Annotated in this window: 14 protein-coding genes and 1 tRNA gene; 7 read left to right on the forward strand and 8 right to left on the reverse strand. The window is 57.3% G+C overall.

The window, feature by feature from the left end; translation table 11 throughout:
- Nucleotides 1-110: 110 nt before the first annotated feature.
- The 3 genes from JUK32_RS03265 (at nucleotide 111) to JUK32_RS03275 (ending at nucleotide 4,781) form a co-directional block, all read left to right on the forward strand.
- On the forward strand, nucleotides 111-941 hold the full coding sequence (locus JUK32_RS03265) for a phosphodiesterase (RefSeq protein ID WP_204137420.1): 831 nt from the start codon (nucleotides 111-113) through the stop codon (nucleotides 939-941).
- Between the two features lie 246 nt (nucleotides 942-1,187).
- Nucleotides 1,188-3,404, forward strand: coding sequence for a PAS domain S-box protein (locus JUK32_RS03270; protein ID WP_204137421.1), 2,217 nt, complete (start codon nucleotides 1,188-1,190; stop codon nucleotides 3,402-3,404).
- Nucleotides 3,405-3,641: 237 nt separating this feature from the next.
- Entirely contained in the window at nucleotides 3,642-4,781 is a 1,140-nt protein-coding gene (locus tag JUK32_RS03275; RefSeq protein WP_204137422.1) for a site-2 protease family protein, read from the forward strand.
- Between the two features lie 109 nt (nucleotides 4,782-4,890).
- On the opposite strand, the gene JUK32_RS03280 is transcribed toward JUK32_RS03275, so the two are convergent.
- From JUK32_RS03280 to JUK32_RS03300, 5 genes are all read right to left on the reverse strand, one after another.
- A tRNA-Met gene (locus JUK32_RS03280) sits at nucleotides 4,891-4,967 on the reverse strand.
- Nucleotides 4,968-5,471: 504 nt separating this feature from the next.
- On the reverse strand, nucleotides 5,472-6,131 hold the full coding sequence (locus JUK32_RS03285) for a hypothetical protein (protein WP_204137423.1): 660 nt from the start codon (nucleotides 6,129-6,131) through the stop codon (nucleotides 5,472-5,474).
- A gap of 130 nt (nucleotides 6,132-6,261) precedes the next feature.
- Nucleotides 6,262-6,921: a hypothetical protein gene (locus JUK32_RS03290; RefSeq protein WP_204137424.1), complete on the reverse strand. Its 660-nt coding sequence runs from the start codon at nucleotides 6,919-6,921 to the stop codon at nucleotides 6,262-6,264.
- Nucleotides 6,922-7,715: 794 nt separating this feature from the next.
- The gene (locus tag JUK32_RS03295; protein ID WP_239112285.1) at nucleotides 7,716-9,332 is read right to left on the reverse strand and encodes an NAD(P)H-hydrate dehydratase; all 1,617 of its coding nucleotides are present in this window, start codon (nucleotides 9,330-9,332) and stop codon (nucleotides 7,716-7,718) included.
- Between the two features lie 283 nt (nucleotides 9,333-9,615).
- Nucleotides 9,616-10,533 carry a hypothetical protein gene (locus JUK32_RS03300; protein WP_204137425.1) on the reverse strand — a complete coding sequence of 306 codons (918 nt, stop codon included), beginning with the start codon at nucleotides 10,531-10,533 and terminating at the stop codon, nucleotides 9,616-9,618.
- Between the two features lie 162 nt (nucleotides 10,534-10,695).
- Here JUK32_RS03300 and mnmA point away from each other — a divergent pair, with 162 nt between their 5' ends.
- From mnmA to JUK32_RS03315, 3 genes are all read left to right on the forward strand, one after another.
- Nucleotides 10,696-11,844: a tRNA 2-thiouridine(34) synthase MnmA gene (gene mnmA / locus JUK32_RS03305; protein ID WP_309224477.1), complete on the forward strand. Its 1,149-nt coding sequence runs from the start codon at nucleotides 10,696-10,698 to the stop codon at nucleotides 11,842-11,844.
- 99 nt (nucleotides 11,845-11,943) lie between these two features.
- Nucleotides 11,944-13,122, forward strand: a complete 1,179-nt coding sequence (sat, locus tag JUK32_RS03310; RefSeq protein ID WP_204137427.1) for a sulfate adenylyltransferase — start codon at nucleotides 11,944-11,946, stop codon at nucleotides 13,120-13,122.
- 45 nt (nucleotides 13,123-13,167) lie between these two features.
- On the forward strand, nucleotides 13,168-15,408 hold the full coding sequence (locus JUK32_RS03315; RefSeq protein WP_204137428.1) for a caspase family protein: 2,241 nt from the start codon (nucleotides 13,168-13,170) through the stop codon (nucleotides 15,406-15,408).
- Between the two features lie 29 nt (nucleotides 15,409-15,437).
- On the opposite strand, the gene proX is transcribed toward JUK32_RS03315, so the two are convergent.
- A complete protein-coding gene (gene proX / locus JUK32_RS03320; RefSeq protein ID WP_204137429.1) occupies nucleotides 15,438-17,606 on the reverse strand; it encodes a glycine betaine/L-proline ABC transporter substrate-binding protein ProX in 2,169 nt (722 codons plus the stop codon).
- A 264-nt stretch (nucleotides 17,607-17,870) separates the two neighbouring features.
- On the opposite strand from proX, the gene JUK32_RS03325 reads away from it, so the two are divergent.
- A complete protein-coding gene (locus tag JUK32_RS03325; RefSeq protein ID WP_204137430.1) occupies nucleotides 17,871-18,308 on the forward strand; it encodes a hypothetical protein in 438 nt (145 codons plus the stop codon).
- A gap of 109 nt (nucleotides 18,309-18,417) precedes the next feature.
- Here JUK32_RS03325 and JUK32_RS03330 read toward each other — a convergent pair whose 3' ends face one another.
- Together JUK32_RS03330 and JUK32_RS03335 are read right to left on the reverse strand one after the other, a co-directional pair.
- Nucleotides 18,418-18,672 (reverse strand): ribbon-helix-helix protein, CopG family, encoded by a 255-nt coding sequence (locus JUK32_RS03330; protein WP_204137431.1) that lies wholly within the window; start codon nucleotides 18,670-18,672, stop codon nucleotides 18,418-18,420.
- Nucleotides 18,669-19,007, reverse strand: coding sequence for a putative toxin-antitoxin system toxin component, PIN family (locus tag JUK32_RS03335; RefSeq protein ID WP_204137432.1), 339 nt, complete (start codon nucleotides 19,005-19,007; stop codon nucleotides 18,669-18,671). Before JUK32_RS03335 ends, JUK32_RS03330 begins: the two co-directional genes overlap by 4 nt.
- Nucleotides 19,008-19,081 lie beyond the last annotated feature (74 nt).

Below are 19,081 nucleotides of genomic sequence, written 5' to 3' on the forward strand. Positions count from 1 at the left end.
CTCACAGATGGCTCCCCTTCTCAATCTGAGAATCTAGCTACATCAATACTCTCAGGACTTTTCTGCACCACTAAGCTGGCAGAGTCAGCGTTGCAGCATCCCTAAACCCTATGATTATTGCCCAAATCTCTGACCTGCATGTGCAGCCCGCTGGCGAGCGAGCCTACGGCATTGTCGATACCAATCGTCACCTGCAAGCCGCCGTTCAGCAGATCAATCGGCTGTCACCTCAGCCCGATCTGGTGGTGGCGACGGGTGACTTGGTTGATCAGGGCAGCCTCGAAGAATACCAACAGCTCCAAGCCCTCCTGGCTCCGCTCAATGCCCCTTTGTATTTGGTGATGGGCAACCATGACGATCGCGCCGCCTTTCGTCAGGTGTTTCCCGACTTGTTTTACGTCCCCGCTGAGGGCTTTGTGCAGTATGTGGTGGAGGACTGGCCGCTGCGGCTGATCATGCTCGATACCCTGGTCGCGGGCGAAGGTTACGGCAACATTGATCGCGATCGCCTGACCTGGTTAGGCGATCGCCTCGCCGAAGCGCCCGACCAACCCACCGTCATCTTCATGCACCATCCCCCGTTTGAAAGTGGCCTGTATGGCATGGATCGCCTGCGCTGCCGGGGGGATGTGGCCCTGGCCCAACTCATTCAGCAATATCCCAACGTGCAGCGTGTCGCCTGTGGACATCTACATCGTTCAATTCAAACCCTGTGGGCGGGAACGCTGTGCACCGTCGCCCCCAGTCCCGCCCATCAAGTCGCCCTCCAACTCGCTGCCGATCAGCCGCCCGCCCTGGTCATGGAACCGCCGGGCTACCATCTGCATCTCTGGCATGAGGGCACCGGGTTGATCACGCACACTGCCTTCGTCGGTGATTTTGATGCCTACTCGTACAAAACCCGCGAGAAAATCACCCTGTACGAATCAGCTAAGGAATGAGAATTGAATCAGTTGGGATAGCCGTCTCGGCTGTTTCCAGACAGGCAAGATGCCTGCCCTAACAATTTGGATGTGATGTGATGTGATTCTCATTCTTCAGGATTAATCAATGGGCGCTTTCTGCCCTGGGTGAGCGAGGCCAGGCCAACAGACGAGGGCAGTAAGCGGATGGGAGCGGATGGGACGCCGCTCACTTGATTGGACTCCAGCCACTACAATTGTGTCCACAACTGTGCAGCGGGATTTATGCCGTCGAGTTCCGGTCAACTGAAGTCGCTAGCCAATTTGTGGCGATCGCGGCTATCGCGACGCATTGTGTTCTGGGTCTTTCTCAGCATTGTGGTGATTGAGGCCATTATTTTGGTGCCGTCGGTGATGCGGCGCGAGCGCGAGTTGTTGGACTATTTGCGATCGCTCTCAACGGCCCAAGCCGAAGGCATCCTGAGCAGCCAAAGGGACTTGATGACCATCAGTGACCAAGCCGTGCTGACCAGTCTGGAAACGTTGCTCAACAATGATGTGATTCTGGGTGGCACGCTCTATCGCGCGGATGGCACTCAGGTCGGCAGCTTTGGGGAAATGCCCGAACTGGCAGCCCCCACCCCGGAGGGCCTGCCACAGATTTTGGTGGAGCGCGATCGCTACAACCGCCGCACCCAGCGCTACGACGCTGTGTGGGAAATGTCGCCCTTAGCCGGACGCTATGAGCTGATTATTCGCCACGATGCCGCCTGGGTCGGTCGCGAGTTTTACTACTTTATTGGTCGCATTATCGGCCTCGTGCTGATCATTTCCGTATTTGTCACGGGGGCCACCATGATCGTGCTCGATCGGTTGGTGATTGCCTCGGTACTGGCCCTGCGGCGAGACTTGCAGCGGGCCGGGCAAACCCTGCGCCACAATCAAGACGCGCGATCGCTCCCCTTTGAGTCAGTGCGGCCCGATACCCCGCGTCCCGACGAACTTGGCGACGTGATCCTGGCCTTCGAAGAAATGGTCAATCAGATAGGGGACGCGATCGCCGAGCGCGACCAAGCCGAAGCCGATCTGCGCCTGTCCGAAGAAAAGTTTTCCAAATCCTTTTACGCCAGCCCCAACCCCATGAGCTTGAGCGTCCTTGACACGGGGGAACTGCTGGATGTCAACGACAGCTTTTTGGCGCTGTATGGGGCAGAGCGGGCCGCCGTGATTGGTAAAACTGCCGCCAGCCTGAAGCTGTGGGCCGAGTTCAGCGATCGTGCTGAAATGCTCAGCATTCTGCGGCAGCAAGGCTACATTCGCAACCAAGAATATCGTTTTGGTTCCGCGCAAGGCACCATCCGCACCGTGCTCTATTCCGCCGAGACGGTCCAGCTGAACGGGCAGCAGTGCATTCTGTCAGTTTCGAATGACATTACCGAACGCAAAGCCGCCGAAACTGCCCTCAGCGAGAGTGAACAGCGGTTTCGGACCCTGGTGGAACAAGCGACGGATGCCCTCTTTGTGGTGGATACCGATGGTCGTCTCATCGATGTCAACCAAGAAGCCTGCCACACCCTCGGCTATACCCGCGCCGAACTGCTGCAACGCTCGGTGCCCGATGTGCAAAAGTCAGTGTCGATGGCCGCGCTGGCCCAAGACTGGCATCTCTCCCCGGGACAAGCCGTCACTCGTGAGGGCCTGCATCAGCGCCAGGATGGCAGCCAGTTTCCCGTGGAGGTGCGCATCGGCCGGATTGACATCGGCGGCAAGCCAGTGCTGTTGGCATTAGCCCGCGACATCACCGCCCGCAAAGCCATGGAGCAAGCCCAAGCCCGGCTGGCCGAAATTGGGGAACTCGCTGCGATGATTGTGCATGAAGTGCGCAATCCGCTAACGACGATTTTGCTGGGGCTTAACTCACTGCAACAATTGGAGTTGTCGGAGCGATCGCAACACCGCCTCGCCTTCGCCCTGGAAGAATCAGCCCGCCTGCAACGCCTGCTCAACGAAATTTTGCTGTACGCCCGCGAGCAGCCTTTAGAGCTCGAACCGCTGGAACTGGGGCCGTTTTTACACACGTTGCAGGCCGAATTTGGTCATCAGCCCGTGGCGCAAAATCGACTGCTCCACACGGTCGGGCTGGAGCAGACCGCGCGCGTGAGCGGCGATCGCGATCGGCTCAAACAAGTTTTCATCAATCTGCTGAGCAATGCTTGTGAGGCCAGTCCCGAGGGCGATCGCATCACCTGTGCGCTATGCGTGAATGCCACCACCGTCAACATTCAGGTGCACAATGGCGGCGATCCCATTCCGCCGGAAATCTTGCCGCAGTTGATGCAGCCCTTTTTTACCACCAAAGCCACCGGCAACGGCCTCGGCCTCGCCATTACCCGCCGCATTGTCGAGGCCCACGGCGGCGCGATCGAGTTCACCTCCACAGCTGAGTCCGGCACCACCGTCACCGTAAAACTTCCGCTCGGTTCCACATCCGCCGCTACATGAGGGCTGAGACCGACCAGCGCAGTCCCAGTTTGGCTAAGTACCGCCGCTTGGGTGACTGCCGCTCCCGCATCGTAGAGAACCGTACTGCAGATAACCGTACTGTTCGCTTCGGACTTTACCGCCTCAGGAGGAGGAATGCCCTGTAACCTTTCGTTACAATAAGTTCATAAACGCGGAATGACTTCGGATTAATTGATGGGGTTGTGCCGCACTGACGAATTTTTTGAGGTGCCCCATATGAACGGCAATATACGGGTGGGCAACCTGTTCGGGATACCCTTCTATCTCAATGTGTCCTGGTTTTTGGTGTTAGCCCTGGTGACTTGGAGTTACGGCAGCGGTTTGGCCGAAGCCTTTCCAGCCCTGCCTGGTACGACTCCCTGGTTACTGGGTTTGTTCGCCGCCCTGCTGCTCTTTAGCTCGGTGCTGGCCCACGAACTCGGTCACAGTTTCGCGGCGCTGCGTCAAGGCATCGGCGTCAATTCCATCACCCTGTTCCTCTTTGGGGGGCTGGCCGCGTTGGAAAAAGAATCTGATAGTCCTGGCGGTGCCTTTAAGGTCGCGATCGCTGGTCCGGTGGTGAGTCTGCTGCTGTTTGTCACGCTTTCCACTGTGGGTCAAGTTTTGGCGCTCAGTGGCCCGGTTGGCGCGATTGTTTCCCTGCTGGCCTACATCAACTTGGCATTAGGCGTCTTTAATCTGCTGCCCGGCTTGCCCCTCGATGGCGGCAACGTGGTGAAGGCGATTGTCTGGCGCATTACGGGTGATCCCAACAAGGGCCTAGCATTTGCGAGTCGAGCGGGTCAGGTACTCGGTTGGTTGGCGATTGCGATCGGTGCGGCGGCCATCGCCGGGATCAGCCCGGTCGGTAACGTGTGGACGCTGTTAATCGGCTGGTTTTTGCTAAGCAATGCTAATCGCTCGGCCCAGTCGGCGACTGTACAGCAACGGTTAGAAGGGTTGACCGCAGCCGATGCCATAGATGGTGACAGTCCCATCGTGGCGCAAGACGTCTCTCTTCGCACTTTTGCGGATGAAGTCTTGCTGAATACCATGGGTAACTGGCGCAAGTTCTTAGTGGTCGATGACACGGGTGAGCTCGTGGGCACAGTTTCGGTGGATACGCTGCAAGCGCTGCCCCGCGATCGCTGGGCAACGACCCGCGTCGCCGAGGTGATGTCAACCGACATCCCACTGACCACGATTGCCTCGAACCAGCCGCTGCTAGAGGTGATGCGTACCTTAGATGAGAAAAAGCTGTCGGTGCTCGCGGTCATTCGCGACAATGGTCAGCTGGTGGGCCTGCTAGAAAAGCAAGCGATCGTCAAGCTCATGCAGGGCCAGATGTCCAAAATGCGTTCAGCCGCTGCGGATTAGTGTTGGCCGTTGGGGGGGGGACTGCCCCCCTTGAACAGCGTCAGCAGGCTATCGAAACATCAGACAGCAAAAAGCCCAGCGAGATTTATCGCTGGGCTTTTCGTTTTATTGGTGGCGGGGCATGGATTTGAACCATGGACCTTCGGGTTATGAGCCCGACGAGCTACCAGACTGCTCTACCCCGCGACGGTTTTTGTAGTATAGCGAACAAAGTCCAATTGCGACAACGAAATCCCTGAAGAAATAAAAATCTCCCATTTTATCCACGAGAGTTCGATGACCAGCCAAGCATGAGCATTGTCGGCTCTGGCTGCCAGGACGGGTTTAGGGAATGTCAGGATTTGAAGCCATGCTCGCGCTGGTCGGGAGATTGGGGCAAGCGGGCGAAAACCAGGCGATCAAATTATCGTTGGGTCGGGCGATCTCACCTCACTGCCCACCGTGAGCCTCGCGGCATGTTTTCCGCCGCTCTCCCCTTCGGGGACTGGAATTAAAGGACTTGCGCGAAAAAAGAGCCCCATGGACCGAGTTTCGACTCCGCTCAACTCTCGATACTGGTAGGTTGAGCGAAGTCGAAACCGGATTGAACGAGTACTTTATTTAGTTGCAGACCCTAGCCGGTCGCGCCGTATCGCTGCATCCTGAGGCTTCGCTCATATAAGGCCGTCCCTTGCCCCCAAGCCGGCCAATCTATTCATCACCGATCGCCTCAACTGTATCCGATTGGTCAGAGGCGCTATCCGCTACCTCTTTAGTGGCTGATGGCAATTGCGACTCGGCCTTGTCAAGTTCTTCGTCAAAGGCGGCGGCGGCTCGCTCCAGTTCTGCCTCTAGGGCTTCAGCCGCCTCTTCATTGGCGGCTTCCAACTTTTTCTGGATCGAGGCTTTTTCGTCCTCTAGCTGTTGTTCCAGCGACTCTTCTGTGATTTTCACGGTGTCTTTCACCGTTTGCCTCAGCTCAGAGGTTTGGTCGGTAACCGCATCCTTCAGCTCTTCCGGTGGTGCTGGTTTCCTGGCAGTCGCTTCCACACTGTCTTTAACTGCGGCAGTGACCTCTTCAACCGTTTCAGTCACTTCAGTCGCCGTCTCTTCTAGTGCTTTGGTGCCCTCTGCCGCAGACTCAGCGGTGTCATCACTTAGGGTTTCCAGGGTATCTTCAGCGGCCTCAACGCTCGCGGCGTCGGTGAGATCTAACTCTTGCGGCTCGTGCAGATTGTCAGTGACCGATTCGAGTTGGGGCAGATCTTCTGGAGTCGTTGTGTTGCAAGCGACTGATCCCAACAGCAGGCTCAGGCCAGCGATCGCAACCAGCAACAGCCGCGTTAAGCGAGAAAATAGAACCTTCAACATAGCTCCCTTGAAATTACGACATGGCTCCTTGAGCCACCCCTGTACTTTCACAAAGGGACGCGGGTCTGACAAGCGCTAAGCGATAGAGGTCTCCAATTTCTTGCGCTATGAGTACCCGATCCGCCGCCATTTACCAATCGCCAGTGGCAACCGTGAGTGCCTGCCCCGTGCTCTCCAGCACTACGAGCGGTAACGTGTCTCCACTTTCAACCCGTTCAAACTGGAGAAAGCGCAGTCCCGTCGTGGTGGGTTCCACGGTCATCTGGTAGGTTTCGCCCGTCCAGGTGAAATCGACTACTTGATAGCCGATCAGCCACATTTCGGCCCGTTCACCCGCGTTGATCGCGAGGGGGCGATCGCCCTCATAACACGCCTCCATCGCTTCGATCCCCGTCCAGACACCACTGAGATAGACCGGTTCGGTGCGGGCGCTCAAGCCATAAGTGGTAAAGGTGATTAGTGATTCCTGCCAAAATTTTTCAAACAGGCTTTGCAACGGTTCGGTCGCCAATGCCTCGCCGTAGCGGGGATTGGCCATCAGAGCCTCGGTTTGCGCTTCTAGGCTGGGCCGCTGCCAGTCGTCAATTTCGCCGCAGACGTCGTAGGCAACCGCCACTGGGGGAACGGTCGCGATCGCCACTTGGGGTGGTGCCGACTGCACCACTGGCAACGCCTGCTCCGAGGGCGAGGACGACGCGAGTGATTGCGGCGACGGACAGCCGACGAGTCCCAGGCTACCGATTAACAGGCCGGCAACCCCGAAGTTTGATAACGAAAATCCTGTCTGCATCTGATGAATCCTTAGTGCCCTAGCTGTAGCGCCAGGGACGGCTACAGATTAGGTCAGTTGACGAATACTGAGTTGCCGAAGTTGTGGGCAAAACTCAGGGAAGTGAAGTTGCTCGCATCAGCTGGGGATGCTGCTAATTCAGCGATCGCGGTTGATCCACCAGACAGTGGTTACCCATCCGGTAACACGCTGCAAACAGATGGCTCGACGATGATCGCCAATGCGTCAAAATTGGCCTGGGAGTTCCACGCTGAGGCAATTGCTCCCCGTGCCTAAACTCAACGTCCCGCACCTCATCAGTGCTCCCCTCAATTAGCCGCCAGTGCGGGCCTAGCTGTCAGGATCGTGATCGTCAGAAGCATTGTCTGAAGCAGTCGGTGAGAGTGCGGTTTAATGCAGATAAACCAGTCAGTGCAATTGGTTCATCTGTGGGTTACACCCATGCTCTTCACCATGGTGGACTCGCGAGTCGGTCGGAGTCTTAAACCAAGGCTGACCGCGCAGTCGATTGCTGACGCAAACAATCAGAATCAGTTGAGGGGTGGCTGATTCGGGCAACTTAAATATGTATTACTTTTAGCACAAGCCTCGTCCGGAAAATCTATTGTTTGAGAAAACTTGAACTAATCGTTGCTATTGAGCAAATCGCCCCATCCGTTAGGGATTTCGCCCCTGAGCTGAGGGGCATCAGGCCCTCACCATACCGATCCAATGAGCGCCAGGATACTGACAGTGGGTGGTCATATTTAATTCTGCTAGCTCCGTGATCCCCAAGGGCGTCATGCCTCGTGAGGCTAACCTGACACTGACTCAGCCTGGGAGCGAGAGGCATGAGCGCGGTTGAGTTGTTGGGCGAGCACCCGGGGTAACTGTTGGGCCAAACGGCTGGCAGGGCACCCGAGATCCGTATTTTGGGCCGCTATGGCGCGGCCCGTTTGCGCGTGCCACCACACCGCCGCGATCGCCGCATCCAGCATCATCGTGTCCGTCACGGCTATCGGCGCTAGCTGGGCGGCGATCCCCATCACCAATCCCGTCAAGACATCGCCGCTGCCCCCCCGCGCCAAAGCGGGGCTGCTGGCGGTGTTGAACCACAACTGGCCGTCAGCATGGGCGATCGCGCTCATCGCACCTTTCAAAACAATCGTACAGTTGGCCGCGATCGCGGCCTGACTCGCGGCCCCACTAGGCGACTCAGCCGTTTGCCAATGCTGCGGAAAGAGCCGCCGAAATTCGCCCACATGCGGCGTGAGCAGGGTGGGGGCCGAGCGGGTCGATAGTCGTCCCTCGGGATCATCCTGTGCCAAGTAATTTAGGCCATCGGCATCGAGTACCAAGGGGCGATCGCTCTGCACCACCGCGTCAACCACCGTAGCGGCATCGGCGGTCAGTCCCGGCCCACAGGCCACCACATCATAGCGATCCCAGTCCCACTCAGCCGGCAGCGCCGCGATCGCCCCACTCGGGGTTTCAGCCGCCCCAATGACTAAGGCGTCCGGCAGATGGCTCACGACCATCAGCCGCAAACTCTCGGGCACGACGATAGTGAGCATCCCGACCCCGCTCGCGATCGCCCCTTGAGCCGCCAATAGGGCCGCCCCCGCATACTGGCGTGATCCCGCAATTAGCAAGGCATGGCCCACGGTGTATTTATGGGCGATGGGCGATCGCGGTAGGGGCAGGCGGGCGATCGCCGCCGTCGCCGTCAAGCAGCACGGTGGGGGCTGATCCAGCAATACTGGCTGGAGCGCCGTCAGGGGCACATCAAAGGGGATCAAGTGGCACTGCCCCACCCAGGGTTGCGCCCGATCTTGCAGTAAGCCTAGCTTCCAGAGTCCCAAACACAGGGTGTGGGTGGCCTGCACCGCAATGCCTAAGACTTCCCCCGTATTGCTATCCAAACCCGATGGCAGGTCGATGCTGACTACGGGCACCGTCCCAGTATTCAAGGTGCGAATGCCCGCTGCCAGGTCGCCCGTCAAAGGCCGCGCCAGCCCCAGACCAAAGCCCCCGTCGATAATCAGATCGCAACAGCTCAGCTCGTCAACGGTTCGAGTGGAGCGGAGGCCCAAATAGTCCCCATAGGCTTGATGTTGGCTGGTGAGATCTTTGACGTGATCAAATGGACACCACAGCAGAATTTGATAGCCACGGTGGTGCAGCTCGCGGGCGACCACCAGGGCATCGCCCCCATTGTGTCCCGGCCCCACGATGATCCCGACCCTGGGGGTGCGATCGCGGGGAAAGTGCTGCACAATCCACCGCGTAATTTTGCCCGCCACCTTTTCCATCAACGCTGCGATCGGCATCCCCGCGGCAAAGATCGCCGCTTCCACCGCTTGCATTTGCTGCGCCGTGACGACCACCGAGGTGGCCAACTTCAGTTCTTCATTCCCTAGGGGGGGCATCATGGTGATTGACATATAACGATTGGTTGGCAGGGCACACAGGCGTGAGCCCTGGCGGCATGTTGTCATCAACCTGCTGGCGACATCTTTCCGGACTGATAACACTAAAAAAACGAAAGACTCTATGAGCATCAGCGCTATAGAGCCTTTCTTATATTGACCTGTGGGACTGGTATGAGCAGCCCTATCCATTGCGAGGTCTTAGGCCAACTTTCGGGTGTCCGAGTTCCGTCGTGCTGATCAAGCATGCGGGCTGGCAGACAGACCGATATCACGCGACTACTAGCTACTGAAAATGTACCCGCGCCCCGGCAACGCCCGAATCTCGCAGATAGTTATTCCATTCTTGAGCGATGCCATAGTCGCCATACGGTCCGACCGCCACATGGGGGCCGCGTGGTGCGCTGCGCGGTTGCACCAGTACGCTGGGTGCGCCCAAAGACACAATTTGACTCGCTAGTTGTTGTAGTTCGAACGTACTGCCTGGCACCACGACGTAGTAACCCGAGGCCAAATTGCCTTGGACGACGGCAGGTGTCGTGAGGGGCGGCGGGGTCGCGCCGCTGGGAGCGACCGGCCGGGCAGGATAACTGGTATTGGGCGATGGGGGTGGAAAGGCGGCCGAAGTCGAAGTCGCGGAGCCAAACGGGGCCGCTTGACCAAATTCAATCGTTGAAGGCGTCGCCGCTACTGTGTTGCTGGGGAAAGTGGGGGTAGCGCCTTGCCCCGTGGCTGGGTAAGCCAAGCTGTAGTCAGATGGCGGAGTGATGGCGATGGGGGCACTGGCATAGTCGGTGCTTTGCACGTCGGCACTCAGGCCGAGACTGGCTAACTCATCCGCGCGATATTGGGCGTTTTCATAAGAACTGAAGCGCCCCGCTTGAATCACCGAATAGCCATTCACATAATTCACAAACGCGCCGGGCTCGACCTGACGCACCTGCTGCAACAGTACATCGCTGCTGCCGTTGACGAGGACTAAATATTGCTCTCCACTGGCGGGAGCCGCCCCGCTGGTGGAGGGTAACGGCGGGAGGGGGGTCGGCAACGCTTGGGCGATCGCGCCCTCAGGCACCGGATCCGATACCGTCAAAGTCGCTGCAACTGCGGGGCTGGGTAAGGCGATCGCTACCCCCAGGCAGCCGCCTATCCAACAGGCCCGTTGCAGTTGAGCCAGACTCGGCCAGCGCTTGGGCGGTGGCATGGAGACAACCGTTGCATTTGACCAATGAGCAGAATGTGATTTCATAAGACGTGATCAGCTAAGAGCTGAGGGCTAGAGGGCAATGTCACAGATAAGCCATGAGCTGACCTCGGCCTTCCTACGAACAGTCGAGGCGAATGCTAGCCTAGGATAGTTACATTCATAGAAAAATTCCAGACTTTTTTGAAGATGAGCAAAATTGTTGTGGGCCTCTCCGGTGGGGTCGATAGTTCAGTGGCCGCCGCAACATTGCATCATCAAGGTCATGAGGTGGTTGGACTGACCCTGTGGCTGATGAAGGGCAAGGGACAATGTTGTTCGGAAGGGATGGTGGATGCGGCGCAGCTCTGCGAAGAGTTGGGCGTGCCTCATCACATTGTCGACAGTCGCGATACCTTTCAAGCCAACATTGTGGATTATTTAGTGGCAGGCTATCAGGCGGGGATCACGCCGCTGCCCTGTTCCCAATGCAATCGCACGGTCAAGTTTGGTCCCATGCTGGACTACGCTCGGCGTGAGTTGGGGGCTGAGGCGATCGCGACGGGGCACTACGCGCGGGTCCGCTTCAACGACAACACCCAGCGTTACGAATTGCTGCGGGCGGTGGATCGCAATAAGGATCAGTCCTACTTTCTTTACGATTTAACTCAAGAAATGCTGGGATCGCTGCACTTTCCATTGGGAGAACAGACCAAAGCTGAGACGCGCCAAATGGCCGAGCAGTTTGGTCTACACACTGCGACCAAGCCAGAAAGTCAGGATCTGTGCCTGATTGAGCATCACGGCTCGATGGGACAGTTTTTAGAAAAGTATTTGGCCCCAAAACCCGGCGATATCGTCGATACCCAAGGTCGGGTTTTGGGCCGCCACACGGGGGTGCATAACTACACGATTGGGCAACGGAAGGGGTTGGGCGTGGCTGCGGCACACCCCCTTTACGTCGTCGCCCTCGATGTGGGTCGCAACCAGGTGATTGTGGGCGATCGCGCTAGCGTCCATTACCCAGACTGCACCGTTCACCGCGTCAACTGGGTATCGGCAGCGCCCCCCACGGAGCCCCTCTCAGTCATGGTGCAGATTCGTTATCGCTCAACTGCGGTGCCCGCGACCTTGGTGCCCTTGGATGCGTCCCTGGAGACCTCTGGATCACGGGTGCAACTGGTATTTGCCGAGGCGCAATTTGGCGTCACGCCGGGGCAGGCTGCCGTCTGGTATGACGGCGATCGCGTCCTTGGTGGGGGCATTATTGAGCCACTGCCAGTGCAATCTCGCGTGGATGCCGCACTGGCTCAAGCCAGTGCCCCCACCTAGCCCTGCCCCGATCCCAGAATTTTTCCCTGGTAACCGGACTCCACGCGCTTGAGTGGGAATACTGAACAAGGCCATTTAGCAGTTTGAGAGGCTCATATTTTGACTACATCCCTGGACATTAATGCCGCCCACGGTGGCACCTTGGTGCATCGCATCGCCACACCAGAACAACGGCAAGCTTTTCTAGAAGCGAGTGAGACCATGCCGCGCCTGACGCTGGATGAGCGGGCCGTCTCTGATTTGGTGATGATTGCGATTGGCGGCTTTAGTCCTTTAGAAGGGTTTTTAGGACGCGCTGACTACGACACCGTCGTCACCGATATGCGGCTGGCGAATGGGTTGCCCTGGGCGATCCCCGTGACGCTATCGGTCGAAGCGGCGATCGCCGAATCGCTCACCGAAGGCCATCAAATTCGGCTAGATGACAGCGCGGGTCGGTTTGTCGGCGTCTTGGAACTCACCGAAAAATACGCTTACGACAAGCAAAAAGAAGCCATCAACGTCTATCGCACCGATGAAGAAAAACATCCCGGTGTGAAAGTTGTTTACGACCAGGGCGAGGTCAACCTGGCTGGCCCGATCTGGCTGCTAGAGCGTGATCCCCATTCCCTGTTCCCGAGCTATCAGATTGATCCCGCCGTCTCGCGGGTGATGTTTGCCGAACGTGGCTGGAAAACGGTGGTGGGTTTTCAGACCCGCAACCCCATCCATCGCGCCCACGAATATATTCAAAAGTGCGCCCTCGAAATCGTGGATGGTCTCTTTCTGCATCCCCTGGTGGGCGCGACCAAAAAAGATGACATCCCAGCGGATGTGCGGATGCGGTGCTACGAGATCATGATGGAGCACTATTTTCCACAAAATCGCGTGATTTTAGCGATTAACCCCTCAGCAATGCGGTACGCTGGCCCTAGAGAAGCCATTTTTCATGCGCTAGTGCGGAAAAACTACGGCTGTACGCACTTTATTGTGGGCCGCGACCACGCGGGTGTCGGTGACTACTACGGCACTTACGATGCTCAGCATATTTTTGAAGAGTTCGCGCCAGATGAGCTTGGCATTATGCCGTTGAAGTTTGAGCATGCTTTCTACTGCACTCGCACCAGCACGATGGCCACGACCAAAACGAGTCCCAGTTCGCCGGAAGAGCGGGTTCACTTGTCTGGCACCAAAGTGCGTGAAATGTTGCGCCGGGGAGAACTCCCCCCGCCCGAATTTTCTCGTCCGGAAGTGGCAGCAGAGTTGGCACGAGCCATGCGCATGGCTCAAGAAGTCTAGAAACAAAGGGGTGCCCCGACTGTGACGCTGGGACGAAGAGATTTTTTGCAGCGTTTAAGCGCCGTCCTGGCTGCTCTGGGGGTCACGGATAGCTGGCTGGCTGGTTCGGTGGGAGCCTACCAGTCAGCTTTTGCCGAGTCTAATCAGCGCTTTGCCCTGCTGGTCGGGATTGATGCTTACCCTAAGAATGTTTGGCGATCGCCCGCCGATATCGACACGGAGCGATTTTTGCAGGGAGCCGTCACTGACATCGAGTTCCAGCGCGAGTTGCTGATGAATCGCTTGGGGGTCGATCCGCAAAACATCGTCACCCTGACGAATGCCGAGGCTACGGTCAACCAAATTTTAACGACGGTACAAAGCCACTTGGTGGAGCAAGCCAAGCCGGGCGACACCGTGATTCTGCACTTCAGTGGCTTGGGGAGTCAGGCCACTCTCTCCGGCCAATCGGACGGCCCGGTATTGCCCACTTTGGTCGCCGCCGACAGCCACTGGCCCGATGAAACTGTGCCCGTCGTCCATGACTTATTTACTGAAAGCCTGATGCAGCTGTTGGCTAAGCTGCGCGGGGTCAATGTCTTGACGGTGGTGGATGCCAGCTCGACCTTGCCGCCCACGTTGCGACGGGGGAACTTTCGGGTGCGATCGCGCCCGACCACGGTGCAAGGGGAATGGCAATCGCCGGCGTCGATGCCCCTGACGAAACCGATCAGAACTTGGCAACAACTCACCGCTGACTGGCCCGGTATTTTACTGCAACCCCGCCTGGGTAACGGCGTCGCCCTCGAAGGTAACTGGCTGGATTTTAGTGCGGGACTCTTTACCTACGCGCTGACCCAGCAGATTTGGATGAGTATGCCTGCCCAGCGTCAGCAATGGTTCATGCGCCGCATTGACCGCAAACTTTCTGCTTGGACGGGCACCGATCAGACCTCAGAGCTATTTGGCAAAGCGATTTCTCAGCGCCCTGGCATTCCCCTGTTGTCAGGCCGACTGCCGCAGCCCGCCGCCGATGGGGTCATCAAAACCATTAACCGGGCTGACCACAGCGCCACCGTGTGGCTCGGGGGCTTGCCGTCGGGCCTGCTCCCCTACTGCGAGTTGGGGTTACAGTTGCAACCGCTACCGACGTTGCCAGGACTCACCGCCGTCCCGGAGGGTACCCTCCGAGTCAAAACTTTAGATGGACTCCGCGCCAAGACGACCTGCAAGAATCTCGCCGATCTGCCGATTGGCACACCGATCATTGAGGTGGAGCGCCGCTTCCCGAAAGAGATCGCTCTGACCGTCGCCTTGGATCCGGCCCTGGAGAGAATTGAGCGGGTCGATGCCACCAGTGCCCTCTCAGGGCTGCCTTTTATTACGACCATGGCCCCCGGTGAAGGGGTGGCGGATTGTTTGTTTGGCAAAAGTCGTTCCCTCTTGAGTGCAACGGCCCCTTCACCCGTGGCGAAATCGATGCCCTTGGAAGCTGAGGAATTAGCCGCTGAACAGTCCACCGTGCCGCCGGGGTATGGCTTGTTCACACCGGATGGATCCCTCATTGCTGGCACGACGGCGGAAGAAGAAGAAGCGGTGAAAACGGCGATTACGCGGCTGACTGGGACGTTACACAGTCTGCTGGCGGTCAAACTGCTGCGGTTAACCCTGAATCCCGTGTCATCGCGGTTGCCTGTCCGGCTCGTATTAGAAACGCAAGCCCCTGATAGCCAACTGCTATTGCTGGAAGAAACCTTGCGATCGCGCCAGCTCAACGGCAACAATTTGAGCCAGTCGGAGCGGCTGACGTTTGGCAGCTTAACCCGCAACCGCCCCGAAAAATACCAAATTCGCTTGCGGAATGCGGGCGCAGAGACCGTGTATTACTTGTTGATCAGCATGGTCGATAAAAGTCGGCTGTCGGTTTATTGCCCCCCGTTCAATATGGCCGAGGGGAGCGAACAAACCAGCCAGGTCATTGCCACCGAAAGTGTCTTACCGGGCGATACGGCGATTAAGTACCCGAAAATGTCTGAAACCTCGTTTGCCCTCCAGCCGTTGAAAACAACGGAGGTGTTTGCGATCGCCTGCACTGAGCCCTTGCTCAAAACCTGGAAAGCGATTCGCACCACGGGCTTTAGGTACCAGAGCGATCGCTGGGCAGTGATCTCTGATCCCCTAGCGGTCACTCAAGCGCTACTGCACGATTTGCATGGGGCGAGTGGCAAACTCTCAGCCAAACCGGATCCTGCCGCCGAGCATACCTTGACCTTGAAATCAGCGGCCTGGGCTACCCTATCGCTGTAATCATGGCCCCTTTGCATATCCGTTTGGCGCTAGCCAAACCATTCCTGGTAGATCTCTTCGTATCGTCCCGCTTCATAGAGCTTGAGAAGGGTGGCGTTGATGGCTTCGCGGTAGGGACTGTCTGGCTGTAGCGCGATCCCGTAGTTGAGGGATTGGAACACCTCCCCGACGACCTGATATTTGCCCTGGCCTTGATGAGAGACAAAATATTGCAGCACGGGAGCATCGTAGACCACGGCATCCACGGTTTGCTCTGTCTCGACGGCGGTGTATAACGCTTCCAGGGTGGGGAAATCCTGAAAGAGCAGATTAGTCTGCTGGTCGAGAAATTCCGCCGCCGCACTTTCGGCGACGGTGGCCACCCGTTTGCCCGGCAGGTCTTCGAGCCCGGTAATGACGCCCTGCAATTCCTGCACGGTAAATGTAGTGGCAATACTGGCCGTGAAGTAGGCAAAGACAAAATAGCCGGAGAACATCCACAACAGTCCAAACACTCGACCGGCAGGCTTTTGCGGCACTTTGTCGCCGTAGCCGACTGTCGTCACCGTGACGGCGGCCCACCAAAACGCTTCCCAAATGCCGTGCCAATAGGTTTCGGGAAATTCGTCGTTGTGAGTGCGTTCTGACCACCACAAAATATGCGCCACGATGAGTAAGATGACGACGAGAATGCCCACGCCGTAATAAAGCCGGGGCGATCGCAACACCGCCCCGACCACACTCAGCAACTTGCTCAATTCACTTTGGTCGCTGGGCACCAAGACTTGCAGCCCCGATTCGTAATAGGGATAGGAGAAGTCGAGGCGTTCTTCGCGTTGGGAGGTAATGCCAATCCCCGCGATCGCAAGATCGGCGGCCCCGCGTTCCACTTCATCCAGCAGTTTGGCGACGGAGTTGACCCCGACCAAGTCATAGGAGAGCTGCAATTCATCGGCGATCGCCTCCCACAGGTCAATGCTAAAGCCCTGGTATTGCTGATCTTCGTAGATCACGAAGGGCTCAAATCGCTGGGTTACAACTCGCAGGGGCGTCGTCGACAAGGGGATCGCGGCGGCTGCCGTCGCTGCGGCCTCTGCCGCGACATCAATGGGCGGAATGTCGGCGATCGCCCGGGCCTGCATCAGCCAACTGTTGACCAACTCGCGATTGGCCTCAATCCACGCTTGGGCCTGATCTTGAAGATCGGTTTCATCGCCCTCACCCGCCAGCATTTTGGCATTTTGGGTGGTGATGTCCGCCAGGGGGATGGTGACTTGTTCGAGCAGCGATCGCACCGCTGGATTGGTCGCCAAAAATTCACGATTGGCCACAGCGCGAATGTCATTGCGCGGGAAGCCCAAGGTACAGGGATCCGCTACGCAGCCAGTGATCCCGGTCATGGTTGTTTCACTTTCAAGGCTCTTTTGTCCCAGGGGCAAACTGGGGTAGGGCACCTCCAGCCAAACCACATCCTCATCCGGTACGAGAGCGTTGACCGTCCAATTCGGCGTCCAAGTGTAGAACAAAACGGATTCGCCCTGGCGTTGTCGCTCGACGATGGCCTCCATGAGCGGCGCGTAATCGCCTTGAATATGCTCCACTGTTTCGCTCAGGCCATATTCTCGCAGGTGATAATCGATCACCTCAGCACAGGCCCAGTCTTGATTGCACCCAAGCAAGTCAGCGCGCCCGTCTTGGTCGCGATCGAACGCCTCAATAACTTCTGGCCGCAGCAGATCCGCCAACGTCAGAATATTCAGCCGTTCCGCCGTGGCTTTATCCACCAGATAGCCTTGCAACGCACCGCCCGGTACCTCAAACCCGACGGGTTCAACTTTGCCCAGAATCTCTGGTTGTTCCAGATAGCGATTGTGCAAGGGAAACCAACCGCTGGCCCACAAATCCACCTCGCCCGCTGCCGCTTGCGTGTAGAAATCATCATTGCTCAGGGTCTGGGGCACATCGACCCGATACCCCAGGTCGATCAATAGCGCCCGATAGACCTCGGCTTGAAACCAACCCGTATCCCACGTGGGGCGTCCCATCTTGATGGCGGTTGCCGAGGCTGCTTGCCCCGATGGCAGACTTTGCAGCAAGCACACCAAGACCAATCCCCAGATGGCCCAAACCCAACGGCGGCGATGCGACCAGGCCAGAAAGCGCCGGACGAGTAGCTTATTGGCGTCACGAGACAGCCTGGTCAAACGGAACAGACGCATATGATCAACTAAAAAATGCAGGCAACGCTAACGAACAAGCTTTTACCATCGGCACACCGCATCGAGGCCAATGCTCCGGCAAGCGGGCTTATCCTCTATGAGCCTAGATTAACGCCCCCCTCATTGTCCTAATTGATCATTGATCGGCAAACGGTTCAGGGCTTCTGGCGATCGCCCTCGCGATACCGACTGACCACAGCCCTGTACTGACGCCGCCAAAGTCCCGGTGGGCCTAAGATAGGAGCACTCTTTGGCAAGCTCTCCATGTACAAACGATATCGAGCCACTGTCTTGGCGGCCTGGCTGCTGATCGGCGCAGCGATCGCTCCGCTGCTACCCGCCCGCCCCGCCCAAGCTGATGAAACAGTGGCCTATTGTGATTTGACCGAATATGCCATCAACGTCTATCGCGAGAGCCCCGCCGACAACGACGCGGCGGCGTATCAAATGCGGGTGTTTTGGCGAGACAAATCGTTGATCTTCCTCGACCAGCCTGCCGATCGCACCGTGCTCCCCGAAGGCTACGTTTACCGTAATTTGCCCATGCCCGACGATGATGGCGTGACTGGTGAAGACGAGGCTACTTGGACGTTGTTTGTGCTCAATGATGAAACGTTGCCCTGCTTTCTGTTCAAGCAAGGAGCCCTCATCAGCCGAGGCCCAGTCACCCAGCGGGAAGTGCCAACTCCTGCCGAACCGTAGCGTGAGGCTGAGTGTTTTGTGCAGAAGCAGATCGCGCCGGGGTGTGGAGGGCGATCGCCCTGGATTGCTGTGCCCCATTACTGACCAGTTTCAGACTGTTCCCAATGCACTAGGATTGTGATGCTGGCGGCAACTGATCACCGGGCTCTGGCTCAACATCAGGGACTTTCGCTAACACCGCCTCATAGCTTGCCCGACTGCCCTGGCTGGCGCGTTCCTGTAAATATCCTTCAGTGGTTAACGCGGCAATCTTTTCAGCGACGGCCAGCGCAATAAACTGATCTAACGAAACGCCATCTTGCTCAGCGAGTTTTTGCAGGCTTTTATACAAGGAATCTGGTAGCTGAATGCTGAGGCTACTCATGGCAACGCTCCGATAGATTTCAAAAAGACTGCTGGGGTAACCGCACTGATGCCAAACCGCTCAATGCCAGCAAAATCACGAGTGTTATATGTCGCTACGCTATCACACTCAGCTTTGACTGCTAGCTCCAAAATCATGTCGTCTTTGGGATCTTTTAAGTAGGGCCGCCAGAGGAAGAAAATTTGATGATGGGTGGCAACAGTGCAGTGGAAGTCAATAAAGTCCTGTACATCGGTAGCGTCAATGGCGAGGTTGGGAAGTTCCCTGAGTAAAACATCTTCGTACTCTAAAACCAGAGGAACAGAAAGATGGATGTCAAATCTATCTCTACCCACTAGTACTCGACGGCATAAATAACCATAGCCATTATGAGGTCAAAGGCTTGCCCGAATAGTTCCATTTAAAGGGC

Source organism: Halomicronema sp. CCY15110 (assembly GCF_016888165.1).
Classification (GTDB): domain Bacteria; phylum Cyanobacteriota; class Cyanobacteriia; order Phormidesmidales; family Phormidesmidaceae; genus Halomicronema.